Source organism: Bacillus sp. FSL W8-0640 (assembly GCF_038007725.1).
GTDB lineage: Bacteria > Bacillota > Bacilli > Bacillales > Bacillaceae_G > Bacillus_A > Bacillus_A cereus.
In genome coordinates, this window is record NZ_JBBOXT010000001.1 from 12501 (window position 1) to 27500 (window position 15000).

Here is a 15000-nt window from a genome sequence, read left to right on the forward strand (position 1 = left end):
TAGGCGAGGAGAGAATCCTAAGGTGTGCGAGAGAACTCTGGTTAAGGAACTCGGCAAAATGACCCCGTAACTTCGGGAGAAGGGGTGCTTTCTTAACGGAAAGCCGCAGTGAATAGGCCCAAGCGACTGTTTAGCAAAAACACAGCTCTCTGCGAAGCCGTAAGGCGAAGTATAGGGGGTGACACCTGCCCGGTGCTGGAAGGTTAAGGAGAGGGGTTAGCGTAAGCGAAGCTCTGAACTGAAGCCCCAGTAAACGGCGGCCGTAACTATAACGGTCCTAAGGTAGCGAAATTCCTTGTCGGGTAAGTTCCGACCCGCACGAAAGGTGTAACGATTTGGGCACTGTCTCAACCAGAGACTCGGTGAAATTATAGTACCTGTGAAGATGCAGGTTACCCGCGACAGGACGGAAAGACCCCGTGGAGCTTTACTGTAGCCTGATATTGAATTTTGGTACAGTTTGTACAGGATAGGCGGGAGCCATTGAAACCGGAGCGCTAGCTTCGGTGGAGGCGCTGGTGGGATACCGCCCTGACTGTATTGAAATTCTAACCTACGGGTCTTATCGACCCGGGAGACAGTGTCAGGTGGGCAGTTTGACTGGGGCGGTCGCCTCCTAAAGTGTAACGGAGGCGCCCAAAGGTTCCCTCAGAATGGTTGGAAATCATTCGTAGAGTGCAAAGGCATAAGGGAGCTTGACTGCGAGACCTACAAGTCGAGCAGGGACGAAAGTCGGGCTTAGTGATCCGGTGGTTCCGCATGGAAGGGCCATCGCTCAACGGATAAAAGCTACCCCGGGGATAACAGGCTTATCTCCCCCAAGAGTCCACATCGACGGGGAGGTTTGGCACCTCGATGTCGGCTCATCGCATCCTGGGGCTGTAGTCGGTCCCAAGGGTTGGGCTGTTCGCCCATTAAAGCGGTACGCGAGCTGGGTTCAGAACGTCGTGAGACAGTTCGGTCCCTATCCGTCGTGGGCGTAGGAAATTTGAGAGGAGCTGTCCTTAGTACGAGAGGACCGGGATGGACGCACCGCTGGTGTACCAGTTGTTCTGCCAAGGGCATAGCTGGGTAGCTATGTGCGGAAGGGATAAGTGCTGAAAGCATCTAAGCATGAAGCCCCCTCAAGATGAGATTTCCCATAGCGTAAGCTAGTAAGATCCCTGAAAGATGATCAGGTTGATAGGTTCGAGGTGGAAGCATGGTGACATGTGGAGCTGACGAATACTAATAGATCGAGGACTTAACCATATAATATGTAGCAATGTTATCTAGTTTTGAAGGAATATGCCTTCATAGTTTGGTGATGATGGCAGAGAGGTCACACCCGTTCCCATACCGAACACGGAAGTTAAGCTCTCTAGCGCCGATGGTAGTTGGGACCTTGTCCCTGTGAGAGTAGGACGTCGCCAAGCAACTAAAAACACAAGTCATTTGACTTGTGTTTTTTTATTTCCCATGAAATAGATTTGGTTCCATTAATAAAAAATTTGAAATATAGTAAGGGATTTTTTGAGCAGAAATACTTAGAAATTGATAAATAAATGGATAATCTTCAGAACCATAACTGCCAAGTAAGTCATACCACCAATCTGTTTCATACCTAGAAATCATGCTTAAATTATAGAGCAATAAATAATGAATGAGGAGTTCAGGTAATATTGGCTTAGGATTTCTAGGATCAGTCGTAAGTGGCAAATAATAAGTATTAGTAAGATGTTCATAGTATAAAGGAGTACTGTACATAGGATTCCATGATTGAATGGGCGCCGTAAAAAGTAAATTCGATTCATTAGTCTTCTCAGGTACGTGCTGTATTGATAAATGCTTACAAGATGTTTCAATGTAACGAGAAAATCTCTCTTTAGTCATATGTAATCGATCTAGTAGGTTGACTGAAAAGGAGAGCTCATTTTTAATTGTTGAATCGATTTTATATAAAGTTGATCCTTTCTGACTATAACGAAATAAATTTTGTAATTCTGGAATATTTCCCATTAGTTCTAACATGTTAAATTTTTCTGCTTCTAAGTGTTTCATGTGAAACAGTTGTTCTGCAACATGAGTAAATAATCCGTTTTTTTGTACCTTCACCTCATCTTCTAAAAATTGATACCCTTGTTTTTTTCGTTTGCGAGTTGTAACGCCATGAGCTAAAACAGTAGTGGATTCAGGATAGTTAGGGTCAATAGTTAGTAGGCATGCTTTAAAAAGTTGACTAATTCCATAAAATAACAACATTGGTTGAATGGAAAATGGAGCTGTCTTATATAATTCATAATAATTTTTCCCGTGTTCTAAGTAATAAATAAAGGGATAACAATTTTCAAAACTTTTTTTTTCGGCATCCTGAATAGAGGATTTTTCGTAACAACGGGCAAGATAACGTTGTACGTTTTGAGATGAAAAAAAGAAACTTAACTGCTGCCAAGTACAAGATGTTTGATGCATATATTACGCTCCTTTTATTGTCTAAAAATTCTAACATATATATACGTCCTTGACAGTATTTTAACCAATTGATAAGCTACTAATAATAATTTCTGGTATCATAGGGGGAACAATTATGTGGGAATCTAAATTTGTTAAAGAAGGTTTGACTTTTGATGATGTATTACTTGTACCAGCTAGGTCAGATATATTACCAAGAGAAGTAAGTGTTAAAACAGTTTTATCTGAAAGCTTACAGCTAAACATCCCGTTAATTAGTGCAGGAATGGATACAGTAACAGAAGCTGACATGGCTATTGCAATGGCTCGCCAGGGTGGTTTAGGAATTATTCATAAGAATATGTCTATTGAGCAACAAGCAGAGCAAGTTGATAAAGTAAAGCGCTCTGAAAGCGGCGTTATTTCAGATCCTTTCTTCTTAACTCCAGAACATCAAGTATATGATGCAGAACATCTTATGGGAAAATATCGTATCTCAGGTGTACCGGTTGTAAATAATTTAGATGAGCGAAAATTAGTTGGTATTATTACAAACCGTGATATGCGCTTCATCCAAGACTACTCAATCAAAATTTCTGACGTAATGACAAAAGAACAATTAATTACAGCTCCAGTTGGTACTACACTGGAAGAAGCTGAAAAGATCCTACAAAAGTATAAAATTGAAAAACTCCCTCTTGTTGATAATAACGGTGTATTACAAGGGCTTATTACAATAAAAGATATTGAAAAAGTAATTGAATTCCCAAACTCTGCTAAAGATAAGCAAGGACGCTTATTAGTTGGAGCAGCAGTTGGTGTAACAGCGGATGCTATGCTTCGCATCGATGCATTAGTAAAAGCTAGTGTAGATGCAATTGTACTTGATACAGCACATGGGCATTCTAAAGGTGTTATTGATAAGGTAAAAGAAGTTCGTGCTAAATATCCATCACTAAATATTATCGCTGGAAATGTTGCTACTGCTGAAGCAACGAAAGCACTAATTGAAGCTGGTGCAAACGTAGTTAAAGTTGGTATTGGACCAGGTTCTATTTGTACAACACGCGTTGTAGCCGGTGTTGGTGTACCACAATTAACTGCGGTTTATGATTGTGCAACAGAAGCTCGTAAACACGGCATTCCAGTTATTGCTGATGGCGGTATTAAGTACTCTGGTGATATGGTGAAAGCTTTAGCGGCAGGAGCACATGTTGTTATGCTAGGTAGCATGTTTGCAGGTGTTGCAGAAAGCCCTGGAGAAACTGAAATTTACCAAGGTCGTCAATTTAAAGTGTATCGTGGTATGGGTTCTGTCGGTGCGATGGAAAAAGGAAGTAAAGATCGTTACTTCCAAGAAGGCAATAAAAAACTTGTCCCAGAAGGTATTGAAGGACGAGTACCATATAAAGGACCTTTAGCAGATACAGTTCACCAATTAGTTGGTGGCTTACGTGCAGGTATGGGATATTGCGGAGCACAGGATTTAGAATTCTTACGCGAAAATGCACAATTCATTCGTATGTCAGGTGCTGGCTTACGTGAAAGTCATCCTCATCACGTACAAATTACAAAAGAGGCTCCAAACTACTCATTATAATGTCTTATATACAAATAGACAGAGATTTGATATCTCTGTCTATTTTTTTTTGATTATGTTAGAATAACGGTTATGTGAGTACATAGATATTGGGGGTAGCAAAAGTGAAAGGTATGTTTTGCAAAAGATTCATTGCTTTGGTAACAGTGCTTACACTAGCTTGTAGCATTTTTATGCCATATAGCAATGCATCAGCTGAAACAGGAGCCGCTTTAAACATTGAAGCAGGTGCGGCAATTTTAGTAGAAGCGAATTCTGGGAAAATTTTATATCAAAAGAATGCAGATGAATTATTATCCATTGCTAGTATGACAAAGATGATGAGTGAATATTTAGTTCACGAAGCAGTGGATAAAGGAAAACTTAAGTGGGACCAGAAAATTAAGGTTTCTGAATATGCATATAAGGTTTCACAAGATGCTTCATTATCAAATGTTGCATTAGAAAATGGTGGCTCTTATACAGTAAAAGAGTTATACGAGGCAATGGCAATCTTTTCTGCAAATGGTGCAACAATTGCATTAGCAGAAGCAATTGCAGGTAAAGAAGTAGACTTCGTAAAAATGATGAATGATAAATCGAAAGAACTAGGGTTGAAAAATTATAAATTTGTCAATTCTACAGGTTTAACGAATAAAGATTTAAAGGGAATGCATCCTGAAGGAACAACAGCGGATGAAGAAAATAAAATGTCTGCAAAGGATGTTGCAACTTTAGCACAACATTTAATTAAAGATTATCCAAAAGTGTTAGATACAGCAAAAATCCCTAAAAAAGAATTCCGTCCAGAAAAAGAGAAGTTTGCAATGTCGAACTGGAACTGGATGTTAAAGGGCTTAGTTAAAGAATATGATGGCGTAGACGGCCTAAAAACAGGCTCAACTCCAGAGGCAGGAGATTGCTTCACTGGTACGGTTGAAAGAAACGGAATGCGTTTTATTTCTGTAGTTATTAAAACAAGTTCTCATACAGCACGTTTTGATGAAACAAAGAAGCTATATGATTATGGATTTGCTAACTTTGAAGTAAAACAAATGTATAAAAAAGGTTCTTCAGTAAAAGGACAAGAAACAGTACGAGTAGAAAATGCGAAAGATAAAGATGTAGCAGTTCAAACGAAACAAGCTATTTCACTTCCGGTGCCAAAAGGAAGTAAAGATGTTTATAAAACGGAATTAAAAGAATCAAGCAAGGGACAAGAAGCACCTATTAAAAAGGGAGCTGCGCTTGGTCAAATGGTAATTACGCCAAAAGATACAAACGACCCTGGATTTTTAACTGGTAAGTCACTGCAAGTGGATCTTGTAACAACATCTGAAGTAGAAGAAGCAAACTGGTTTACTCGTGCTATGCGCGGAATTGGTTCATTCTTTAGTGGCATGTGGAATAGTGCTGTTGATACAGTAAAAGGTTGGTTTTAAAAGCTCCTCATGATAGGAGCTTTTTTTTATTCCTATTTTTCATACCGACTTTATGAAAAAGTAGTAGACAAGCATCTGATAGTTAGTGGTAGAATGTAAGAGTATTCTTAATTTTCGCCTTTAACGGGGGAAAGCAATTCACCTAGGGGGGTTTTTGTACATGACAAATGTAACAGGGACAGAACGTGTAAAACGTGGAATGGCAGAAATGCAAAAAGGCGGCGTTATTATGGACGTAGTTAACGCTGAACAAGCAAAAATTGCAGAAGAGGCAGGCGCAGTTGCCGTTATGGCATTAGAGCGTGTACCAGCAGATATTCGTGCAGCAGGTGGCGTTTCTCGTATGGCAGACCCAACAATTGTTGAAGAAGTTATGGGTGCGGTGTCAATTCCGGTTATGGCAAAATGCCGTATCGGTCACCTTGTAGAAGCACGTGTATTAGAATCATTAGGGGTAGACTATATCGATGAGAGTGAAGTATTAACTCCTGCTGATGAAGTATACCATTTAAATAAACGTGATTACACAGTTCCATTTGTATGTGGTTGCCGTGATATCGGAGAAGCTGCACGTCGTATTGCAGAAGGTGCATCTATGCTTCGTACAAAAGGTGAACCAGGAACAGGAAACATTGTAGAGGCAGTGCGTCATATGCGCCAAGTCAATGCAGAAATCCGTCAAGTTGCGAGTCTACGTGAAGATGAGTTAATGACATATGCAAAAAATACTGGCGCTCCTTACGAAGTATTACTTGAAATTAAACGCCTTGGTCGCTTACCAGTTGTAAACTTTGCGGCAGGTGGTGTAGCAACACCAGCAGATGCAGCATTAATGATGCAACTTGGTGCTGATGGGGTATTTGTTGGATCTGGTATCTTCAAATCAGAAAACCCAGAGAAATTTGCACGTGCAATCGTTGAAGCAACGACTCATTATGAAGATTACGAACTAATTGCAAACCTTTCTAAAGGATTAGGTAATGCAATGAAGGGTGTCGAAATTTCAACGTTATTACCAGAACAACGCATGCAAGAGCGTGGATGGTAATTAAAGGAGAACTTTAAAATGGTGAAAATCGGTGTACTAGGTCTTCAAGGTGCAGTTCGTGAGCATGTAAAATCAGTTGAAGCAAGTGGTGCAGAAGCTGTTGTTGTAAAGCGTATAGAGCAACTTGAAGAGATTGATGGTCTTATTTTACCAGGCGGTGAAAGTACAACAATGCGCCGTCTTATTGATAAGTATGCTTTCATGGAACCACTTCGTACATTTGCAAAGTCTGGTAAACCAATGTTTGGTACATGTGCAGGGATGATTCTTCTTGCGAAAACACTTATTGGCTATGAAGAAGCACATATTGGTGCTATGGATATTACAGTTGAGCGCAATGCGTTCGGACGCCAAAAGGATAGTTTTGAAGCTGCGCTTTCAATTGAAGGCGTGGGTGAAGACTTCATTGGTGTATTTATCCGTGCGCCGTATGTTGTAGAAGTAGCTGATAATGTTGAAGTGCTTTCTAAGCATGGTGACCGAATGGTAGCGGTAAGACAAGATCAGTTTTTAGCTGCTTCATTCCATCCGGAATTAACAGATGATCATCGTGTGACAGCATACTTTGTTGAAATGGTAAAAGAAGCGAAAATGAAAAAAGTTGTATAAGTAACTTGCAACTTGTATAAGATTATAGTAAATTGATGGTAACAATTTTATAAAATAAGCGTGTTGATAGGAAATAGTAACAAATGTCGTTTCTTATAGAGAGTCGATGGTTGGTGGAAATCGATAGAAACAGTTTGTGAATCCATCCTGGAATGGAATGTGGAATATCTTTTGGATTAGTAAGCATTCCCGGTGAAGAGCCGTTATTTCTACTTGAGAGGAAAGCGGTAATGCTTTCAACTAGGGTGGCAACGCGGGTTAACTCCCGTCCCTTTATATAGGGACGGGAGTTTTTTGTGTTTTATAAAATAAAAGGAGGAGTATATAATGCTTGATATTAAATTTTTACGTACAAACTTTGAAGAAGTAAAAGCGAAATTACAGCATAGAGGCGAAGATTTAACTGATTTCGGCCGTTTTGAAGAACTTGATACGAGAAGAAGAGAACTACTTGTTCAGACAGAAGAATTAAAAAGTAAACGTAACGAAGTATCTCAACAAATTTCTGTATTAAAGCGCGAAAAGAAAGATGCAGAGGCTCTAATTTTAGAAATGCGTGAGGTTGGAGAAAAAGTAAAGGATCTTGATAACGAACTTCGTACAGTTGAAGAAGACTTAGAAAGATTAATGTTATCTATTCCAAATATCCCTCATGAATCTGCTCCAGTTGGTGAAACAGAGGATGATAATGTAGTAGCACGTACTTGGGGAGAAGTGAAAGAATTTACTTTTGAGCCAAAACCACATTGGGATCTTGCTACTGATTTAGGAATTTTAGATTTTGAACGCGCTGGGAAAGTAACAGGAAGCCGCTTCGTATTTTACAAAGGTGCTGGTGCAAGATTAGAGCGTGCTTTAATTAGCTTTATGCTTGATCTTCATACTGATGAGCATGGATATGAAGAAGTATTACCTCCATATATGGTAAACCGTGCAAGTATGACGGGAACAGGACAACTTCCAAAGTTTGAAGAAGATGCATTCCGTATTGAAAGTGAAGATTACTTCTTAATTCCAACAGCTGAAGTACCTGTAACGAATATGCATCGTGATGAGATTTTAAATAAAGAGCAATTGCCTATAAGATATGCTGCATTTAGCTCTTGCTTCCGTTCTGAAGCAGGTTCAGCTGGTCGTGATACACGTGGTTTAATTCGCCAGCATCAGTTCAATAAAGTAGAGCTTGTGAAGTTCGTAAAACCAGAAGATTCTTATGAAGAATTAGAAAAATTAACAAATGATGCAGAACGCGTGTTACAATTATTAGAGTTGCCATATCGCGTTATGAGCATGTGCACAGGCGATTTAGGATTTACAGCAGCGAAGAAATACGATATTGAAGTATGGATTCCAAGCTATGGCACATATCGTGAAATTTCTTCTTGTAGTAATTTTGAAGCTTTCCAAGCGAGACGTGCAAATATCCGTTTCCGCCGTGAGCCAAATGGAAAACCAGAACATGTTCATACATTAAATGGATCTGGTCTTGCAATCGGACGTACGGTTGCAGCTATTTTAGAGAACTACCAACAAGAAGATGGTACAATTATAATTCCAGAAGTTCTTCGCCCTTATATGGGAGGAAAAACAGTTATTAAGTAAATTTAAACATTCATCGGTATGAGTGATTGGTAATTATGAGCGTTGTCAGTACTGTAATGTAGGAAGGGAAAAGTAAAATTTTCCTTTCCTCATAATTTATTTTAGTAGGGTTGACTAACTGTTTTTCTTTTGATATTATATTTGATGTCAATATGGAGGTATACCCAAGTCTGGCTGAAGGGATCGGTCTTGAAAACCGACAGGCGGCGAGAGTCGCGCGGGGGTTCGAATCCCTCTACCTCCTCCAGATATAATTGACAACAGCGCATATAAGTGGAGATTGGAGAACTCGTTACCAACACGTAACGAGTTTTTATTTTAAAACCAATCATAAAGTATGGTGTAAGGTAATTTTGTCCTTATTACACACTCATATTCCGATGATTATCTTCATAGATATGAAAGGAGTCAACATGGATCTTATTATACAAACGTTTCCTTTAGATGGAAAAACTTTATATTATGTACAATGTCCTGTCTGTAAGAACAATAGAATTTTAAACAGTGGTGCAAACGTATCACGCATTATTAGTGATGATACATTCCGTAAACTTTGTGGTTGTACTTGTGATGTAAAACAAGCTACGAGTAAAGTAGAGGCGCCAAAACAAGTTAAAAAAGCAGCTGTAAAGAAAGCGGCGGCTCCAAAACGTACAGGTAAAGTATTAACGGCAGTAATTAACGGGAAAGAAATGACTGTTAAAGAGATTGCTGAAGCATACGATATTAGTACAAGTACTGTTCGTCAGCGCATTAACGCAGGAAAACCTGAGAGTGAAATTATTGCTCCAACAAAGAAGAAGTAATTTAATAGGAAAACCCGTGCATATGCACGGGTTTTTTATTTTACAAGTTTACGTGTTTGTTTTAAAAAATGGCCAATTTTTTTAATGATTGGTTCGATTGAATCACCATCTTTTAAAATATCGTACTCATTAATATTTAAGCGTAATACAGGGCATGAATTAAAGTTGTTAATCCAGTTTTCATAACGTCCATGCATTTCTTTCCAGTACTCAATTGGTGTTTGCTGTTCCATTGGGCGCCCGCGTTCTTGAATACGATCGACAATATCATCGAAAGAACCTTCTAAGTAAATTAATAAGTCTGGATGAGGGAAGTAAGGAGTCATGACCATAGCGTCAAATAAACCTTTGTATGTTTCATAATCAGTTTCCGTCATTGTTCCTTTTTCATGATGCATCTTTGCGAAAATTCCAGTGTCTTCGTAAATGGAACGATCTTGAACAAAACCGCCACCATATTCAAAAATTCTTTTTTGTTCCTTAAATCGTTCTGCTAAAAAGTACACTTGTAGGTGGAAGCTCCAACGAGTGAAGTCCGCATAGAACTTGTCCAAATATGGATTGGAATCTACTTTTTCAAATGATGTGCGATAACCTAAAGCATTAGCTAATGCAGTTGTCATAGTTGATTTACCCACACCTACCGTTCCGGCGATAGTGATTACTGCGTCATTGGGTATATCATATTTTTGCCTTAAATTCATTATTATTTCGACTCCTTTAAGAGAGTATTTTGAAGGGCAGATAGGATGACGTTTAAATCATCAGGATTTTTTACAAAATCCATATCGTCTCCATTAAATTTCAATACTGGTATTTCCGGATGATCTTTTTTAAAAGCATCCATTGCTGTTTCATAATCTTTTGTGAGCTGTAGTAAGTAATTTGGATCCATGTTTTTTTCAAATTCTCTTCCGCGCATGGCAATTCGTTTTTGCAATGTTTCTAGGCTAGCTGTTAAATAAACAATGACATTTGGCACAGGCATATCTTGTGTAAGGATACGATAAATTTGCATGTATTTGTCATATTGGGAGTCTTTTAATGTGCGGGATGCAAAAATTAAATTTTTAAAGATATGGTAATCCGCTACTACTGGTTTCCTTTGATTCAAATACTTTATGTTAATGTCTTCTAATTGTTTGTATCTATTACAAAGAAAGAACATCTCTGTTTGAAAACTCCATTCGTCGATGTCTTCATAGAACTTTCCTAAAAAGGGATTTTCATCAACAATCTCTTTTAGTAAGTGGAGTTGCATGTGAGTTGAAATTTCCTTCGCAAGTGAAGTTTTTCCAACACCAATTGGTCCTTCAACCGTGATAAATGGTACTCCGGTCACGCTGTTTCCTCCTTTCAATCAGTGATTTACCGTGACTACTAAAAACACAAAACAGAATTATTGTAGCACAAGAGGGAAGCGAGCGGGTTAATTTGATATAAAAAGTTAGAAAATAGATATATGTATTAATTAAATTTTATTTTGGTTGATGATGTTATAGTTGCTTTCAATGTAGTTTCCATTATTTTTAAAGCATGTATATTATCTTGGTCGTTGTTAGAGGCGATACAATCCTCTGGTACATACAATGTATAATTTCTCATATGAGCATCATTAGCTGTAAATAGGATACATATATTTCCGGCAACCCCTGTTAATATTAGATTTTCTATTTTTAAATAACCTAGTAATGAATTTAAAGGTGTTTCATAAAAAGCGGAATAATGTGGTTTAATAAAAATGTAATCATCAGAACTTGGAGCAATCTTATGGATTATGTTTTCGCTATATTCATTTGTACAATGAGTAATAAGTTGGTCGATATCAGATCTCCACAGTTGATAATGGTCATTAACGTAAATTATAGGACAGCCGAAGGATTTCATTTTTTTCTTTAATTGTAAAATAGGGTTTGTTATAATTTCACATTTTTTAGCTAGAATGGGTCCGTGGGAAAATTGAAAGTCATTAATCATATCGATAATGAGCAAGGCGGTATTTTTCATATGTAATCCCCTCTCTTTTTTCTTTTAGGGTGGATTGAATTTGTAAAAGTTATCCCCTGTGTAGTAAATGGAAATAAGTGTACTTTATTTGTAATGAAAGGACTATGTTATGGAACAAGATCAAGATATTTATTTTATGCAATTAGCGATAGAAGAAGCTAAAAAGGCAGAGGAAATACAGGAAGTACCAATTGGAGCAGTTATAGTGTTAGATGGTGAGGTAATTAGTGTTGCCCATAATTTAAGGGAAACTGAGCAGAGATCAATAGCTCATGCTGAGTTGCTAGCGATAGATGAGGCGTGTAAAAAATTAGGGACATGGCGTTTAGAAGATGCAACATTGTATGTAACATTAGAACCTTGTCCAATGTGTGCAGGTGGAATTGTTTTATCACGAGTGAAGCGAGTTGTATATGGTGCAAGTGATCCGAAGGGCGGATGTGCAGGGACATTGATGAATCTTTTAACGGATGAACGCTTCAATCATCAATGTGAAGTAGTATCTGGTGTACTAGAGGAAGAATGCGGTACGTTGTTAACAAGCTTTTTTAGAGAGCTTCGTAAAAAAAGAAAAGCAATAAAAAAATTAGAGAAGAATACTGGGAACTAACGTATTTGCATTTTATAAAGAAACAAGTTATACTGATAATGCCTTTAATGAAGGCAACCGAATATTGGTTTTAACTTTGCCGTGCTAAGCGGGGAGGTAGCGGTGCCCTATACTCGCAATCCGCTCTAGCGAGGCCGAATCCCCTCTCGAGGTTATGTTGCTGTAAGGTCTGCCTTAAGTAAGTGGTGTTGACGTTTGGGTCCTGCGCAACGGGACCCCGTGAACCTTGTCAGGTCCGGAAGGAAGCAGCAATAAGCGGGTCTTCTCGTGTGCCGCAGGAGTGCCTGAACCGAGCTAACTGCTTGAGTAACGCTTATGGTACGTAATCGACGGAGGGTGCACGGCAGTTATATATGTATACAAAACTCACCTTAATACAAAGGTGAGTTTTTTGTATAGAAAATAACTTTTGGAATCTATAAACAGAATGGGTTATAATAAATGAGATAATAACCTTTGAGGGAGGCCGTATTTTCGTGTCATACCAAGCGTTATACCGAACATGGAGACCGCAAAAGTTCGAAGATGTAGTCGGTCAAAAGCACGTGACAAAAACGTTGCAAAATGCCCTTCTTCAAGAGAAAGTTTCACATGCTTATTTATTTTCTGGCCCGAGGGGAACAGGAAAAACGACAATTGCAAAAGTATTTGCAAAAGCAATTAACTGTGAACATGCTCCGGTAGCTGAACCTTGTAATGAATGTCCTTCTTGTTTAGGAATTACACAAGGATCCATTTCAGATGTATTAGAAATTGATGCGGCTTCAAATAACGGTGTAGATGAAATTCGAGATATTAGAGATAAAGTAAAATATGCTCCAAGTGCTGTAGAATATAAAGTATACATTATTGATGAAGTTCACATGCTTTCTATGGGTGCATTCAATGCGCTTTTAAAAACCTTAGAAGAGCCGCCAGGACATGTTATCTTTATTTTGGCGACAACAGAACCTCATAAGATCCCGTCTACAATTATTTCACGTTGTCAGCGTTTTGAATTCCGAAAAATATCAGTGAATGATATTGTTGAGAGATTATCAACGGTCGTGACAAATGAAGGTACGCAAGTGGAAGATGAGGCATTACAAATTGTTGCGCGTGCTGCTGAAGGTGGTATGCGTGACGCACTTAGCCTTATTGATCAGGCTATATCTTATAGTGATGAGACCGTTACGACAGAAGATGTATTGGCCGTAACAGGATCTGTTTCTCAGCAATACTTAGGCAATTTAGTAGAATGCATACGTGAAAATGATGTATCAAGAGCATTGCAAATCATAGATGAAATGATGAGTAAAGGGAAGGATCCAGTTCGTTTTATGGAGGATTTCATTTACTATTATCGTGATATGCTTTTATATCAAACTTCACCGCAACTAGAACATATGTTGGAACGAGTAATTGTAGATGATCAATTCCGTAAGTTGAGTGAAGAAATGCAACCGGAAGTGATCTATGAGATTATTCATACCCTTAGTAAGGGACAACAGGAAATGAAGTGGACAAATCATCCGCGTATTTTCTTAGAAGTTGTTATGGTGCAATTGTGTCAACAGTTTATGATGCAAGCAAATGGTACAGATCGTTTGCAAGCAATTATGAACAGGATGCAGCAACTGGAGAAAGAGTTAGAGCAAGTTAAAAAGAACGGTGTGCCAGCTGGTGTACAACAGGAAGTAAGAGAGACACGTGCAACACCAAAGCCGGTAAGAACAGGAAGTATGAAGATTCCTGTCGGACGTGTAAATGAAGTATTAAAACAAGCGAAGCGTCAAGATTTAGAACAATTAAAAGCTGTATGGGGTGAGTTGTTAGGAAGACTCAAATCATATAACAAAGTAGCGTTTGCTGTTTTACTAGAAAATAGCGAACCAGTGGCAGCTTCAGATGACACTTACGTTTTAGCATTTCAATATGAGATTCACTGTAAGATGGCGAGCGAAAATCGAGAAGCTATGGATACAGTAGAACAAGCTTTATTTGAATTGCTAAGTAAAAGGTTAAATATGATTGCCATTCCAAAAAGTGAATGGGGTAAAATCCGTGAAGACTTTTTACAACGTGAAGGTGGAGAGTCTGAAGAAAGCCCAGAGAAAAAGGAAGATCCTCTTATAGAAGAGGCAGTGAAATTAGTAGGGCAAGAACTCATTGAAATAAAAGAGTAATAATAATTAGGAGGAATTAATTATGATGCGTGGCGGAATGGGAAATATGAATAACATGATGAAACAAATGCAAAAGATGCAAAAGGACATGGCGAAAGCACAAGAAGAGCTTGGTGAAAAAACAGTTGAAGGTACAGCTGGCGGCGGAATGATTACAGTTATCGCAAATGGTCACAAGCAAATTCTTGAAGTGAAGATTAAAGAAGAAGTTGTAGATCCAGAAGATATCGAAATGCTACAAGACTTAGTATTAGCTGCAACAAATGATGCACTTAAAAAGGCTGATGAGCTTTCAAACTCTACAATGGGTAAATTTACAAAAGGCTTAAACTTACCAGGTGGAATGTTCTAGGAGGATATTGATACATGCATTATCCAGAACCAATATCAAAACTAATCGATAGTTTTATGAAGTTGCCAGGTATCGGACCGAAAACAGCGGTTCGATTGGCATTTTTCGTATTAGATATGAAAGAAGATGATGTGTTAGGTTTCGCGAAAGCACTTGTAAATGCGAAGCGAGATTTAGCGTACTGTTCTGTATGCGGACATATTACTGATCGTGATCCTTGTTATATTTGTAATGATTCACATCGAGATCAATCAGTTGTTTGTGTCGTACAAGAACCGAAAGATGTAATCGCGATGGAAAAAATGAAAGAGTATCAAGGTGTATATCATGTGTTACGTGGTGCGATTTCT

General features: G+C 38.5%; 14 protein-coding genes, 1 tRNA gene, 2 rRNA genes, 1 other RNA gene and 1 other annotated feature (2 of these 19 running past the window's edge). Of the genes, 14 read left to right on the forward strand and 4 right to left on the reverse strand.

Annotated features, from left to right (window positions below; all coding sequences use genetic code 11):
- A 23S ribosomal RNA gene (locus tag N2V80_RS00050) occupies positions 1-1251 on the forward strand; it begins 1670 nt to the left of the window's first position.
- Between the two features lie 48 nt (positions 1252-1299).
- Positions 1300-1415, forward strand: a 5S ribosomal RNA gene (rrf, locus tag N2V80_RS00055).
- Positions 1416-1449: 34 nt separating this feature from the next.
- Here the strand turns inward: rrf and N2V80_RS00060 are convergent.
- Positions 1450-2451 carry a YaaC family protein gene (locus N2V80_RS00060; RefSeq protein WP_000554287.1) on the reverse strand — a complete coding sequence of 334 codons (1002 nt, stop codon included), beginning with the start codon at positions 2449-2451 and terminating at the stop codon, positions 1450-1452.
- A gap of 115 nt (positions 2452-2566) precedes the next feature.
- Here N2V80_RS00060 and guaB point away from each other — a divergent pair, with 115 nt between their 5' ends.
- The 7 genes from guaB (at position 2567) to N2V80_RS00095 (ending at position 9516) form a co-directional block, all read left to right on the forward strand.
- On the forward strand, positions 2567-4030 hold the full coding sequence (gene guaB / locus N2V80_RS00065) for an IMP dehydrogenase (RefSeq protein ID WP_000264088.1): 1464 nt from the start codon (positions 2567-2569) through the stop codon (positions 4028-4030).
- A gap of 113 nt (positions 4031-4143) precedes the next feature.
- Positions 4144-5451, forward strand: a complete 1308-nt coding sequence (gene dacA, locus N2V80_RS00070) for a D-alanyl-D-alanine carboxypeptidase DacA (protein WP_125653127.1) — start codon at positions 4144-4146, stop codon at positions 5449-5451.
- A gap of 160 nt (positions 5452-5611) precedes the next feature.
- On the forward strand, positions 5612-6499 hold the full coding sequence (gene pdxS, locus N2V80_RS00075; protein WP_000186164.1) for a pyridoxal 5'-phosphate synthase lyase subunit PdxS: 888 nt from the start codon (positions 5612-5614) through the stop codon (positions 6497-6499).
- Between the two features lie 18 nt (positions 6500-6517).
- On the forward strand, positions 6518-7108 hold the full coding sequence (gene pdxT, locus N2V80_RS00080; protein ID WP_000238783.1) for a pyridoxal 5'-phosphate synthase glutaminase subunit PdxT: 591 nt from the start codon (positions 6518-6520) through the stop codon (positions 7106-7108).
- Between the two features lie 54 nt (positions 7109-7162).
- Positions 7163-7384: a binding site (T-box leader), on the forward strand.
- Between the two features lie 51 nt (positions 7385-7435).
- Entirely contained in the window at positions 7436-8710 is a 1275-nt protein-coding gene (gene serS / locus N2V80_RS00085; protein ID WP_000884186.1) for a serine--tRNA ligase, read from the forward strand.
- 154 nt (positions 8711-8864) lie between these two features.
- A tRNA-Ser gene (locus tag N2V80_RS00090) sits at positions 8865-8957 on the forward strand.
- A 166-nt stretch (positions 8958-9123) separates the two neighbouring features.
- Entirely contained in the window at positions 9124-9516 is a 393-nt protein-coding gene (locus N2V80_RS00095; protein ID WP_000364196.1) for a DUF3797 domain-containing protein, read from the forward strand.
- Between the two features lie 35 nt (positions 9517-9551).
- On the opposite strand, the gene N2V80_RS00100 is transcribed toward N2V80_RS00095, so the two are convergent.
- From N2V80_RS00100 to N2V80_RS00110, 3 genes are all read right to left on the reverse strand, one after another.
- Positions 9552-10220 (reverse strand): deoxynucleoside kinase, encoded by a 669-nt coding sequence (locus N2V80_RS00100; protein WP_001053585.1) that lies wholly within the window; start codon positions 10218-10220, stop codon positions 9552-9554.
- Positions 10221-10222: 2 nt separating this feature from the next.
- Positions 10223-10858 carry a deoxynucleoside kinase gene (locus N2V80_RS00105; RefSeq protein ID WP_000148218.1) on the reverse strand — a complete coding sequence of 212 codons (636 nt, stop codon included), beginning with the start codon at positions 10856-10858 and terminating at the stop codon, positions 10223-10225.
- A gap of 125 nt (positions 10859-10983) precedes the next feature.
- Positions 10984-11523, reverse strand: coding sequence for an isochorismatase family cysteine hydrolase (locus tag N2V80_RS00110; protein ID WP_000798712.1), 540 nt, complete (start codon positions 11521-11523; stop codon positions 10984-10986).
- A gap of 109 nt (positions 11524-11632) precedes the next feature.
- Here N2V80_RS00110 and tadA point away from each other — a divergent pair, with 109 nt between their 5' ends.
- The 5 genes from tadA to recR all read left to right on the forward strand — a co-directional run.
- A complete protein-coding gene (gene tadA / locus N2V80_RS00115; protein WP_000434332.1) occupies positions 11633-12133 on the forward strand; it encodes a tRNA adenosine(34) deaminase TadA in 501 nt (166 codons plus the stop codon).
- Positions 12134-12212: 79 nt separating this feature from the next.
- Positions 12213-12477, forward strand: an RNA gene (gene ffs / locus N2V80_RS00120) — signal recognition particle sRNA large type.
- 132 nt (positions 12478-12609) lie between these two features.
- Positions 12610-14298: a DNA polymerase III subunit gamma/tau gene (gene dnaX, locus N2V80_RS00125; protein ID WP_061655878.1), complete on the forward strand. Its 1689-nt coding sequence runs from the start codon at positions 12610-12612 to the stop codon at positions 14296-14298.
- Positions 14299-14323: 25 nt separating this feature from the next.
- Positions 14324-14650, forward strand: coding sequence for a YbaB/EbfC family nucleoid-associated protein (locus N2V80_RS00130; RefSeq protein ID WP_014894853.1), 327 nt, complete (start codon positions 14324-14326; stop codon positions 14648-14650).
- A 14-nt stretch (positions 14651-14664) separates the two neighbouring features.
- A protein-coding gene (gene recR / locus N2V80_RS00135) for a recombination protein RecR (RefSeq protein WP_000559169.1) crosses the window boundary here: on the forward strand, positions 14665-15000 show its 5' portion. 261 nt of this gene lie beyond the right edge of the window; the window shows 336 of its 597 coding nt (coding positions 1-336); it begins with the start codon at positions 14665-14667; the stop codon falls past the right edge of the window.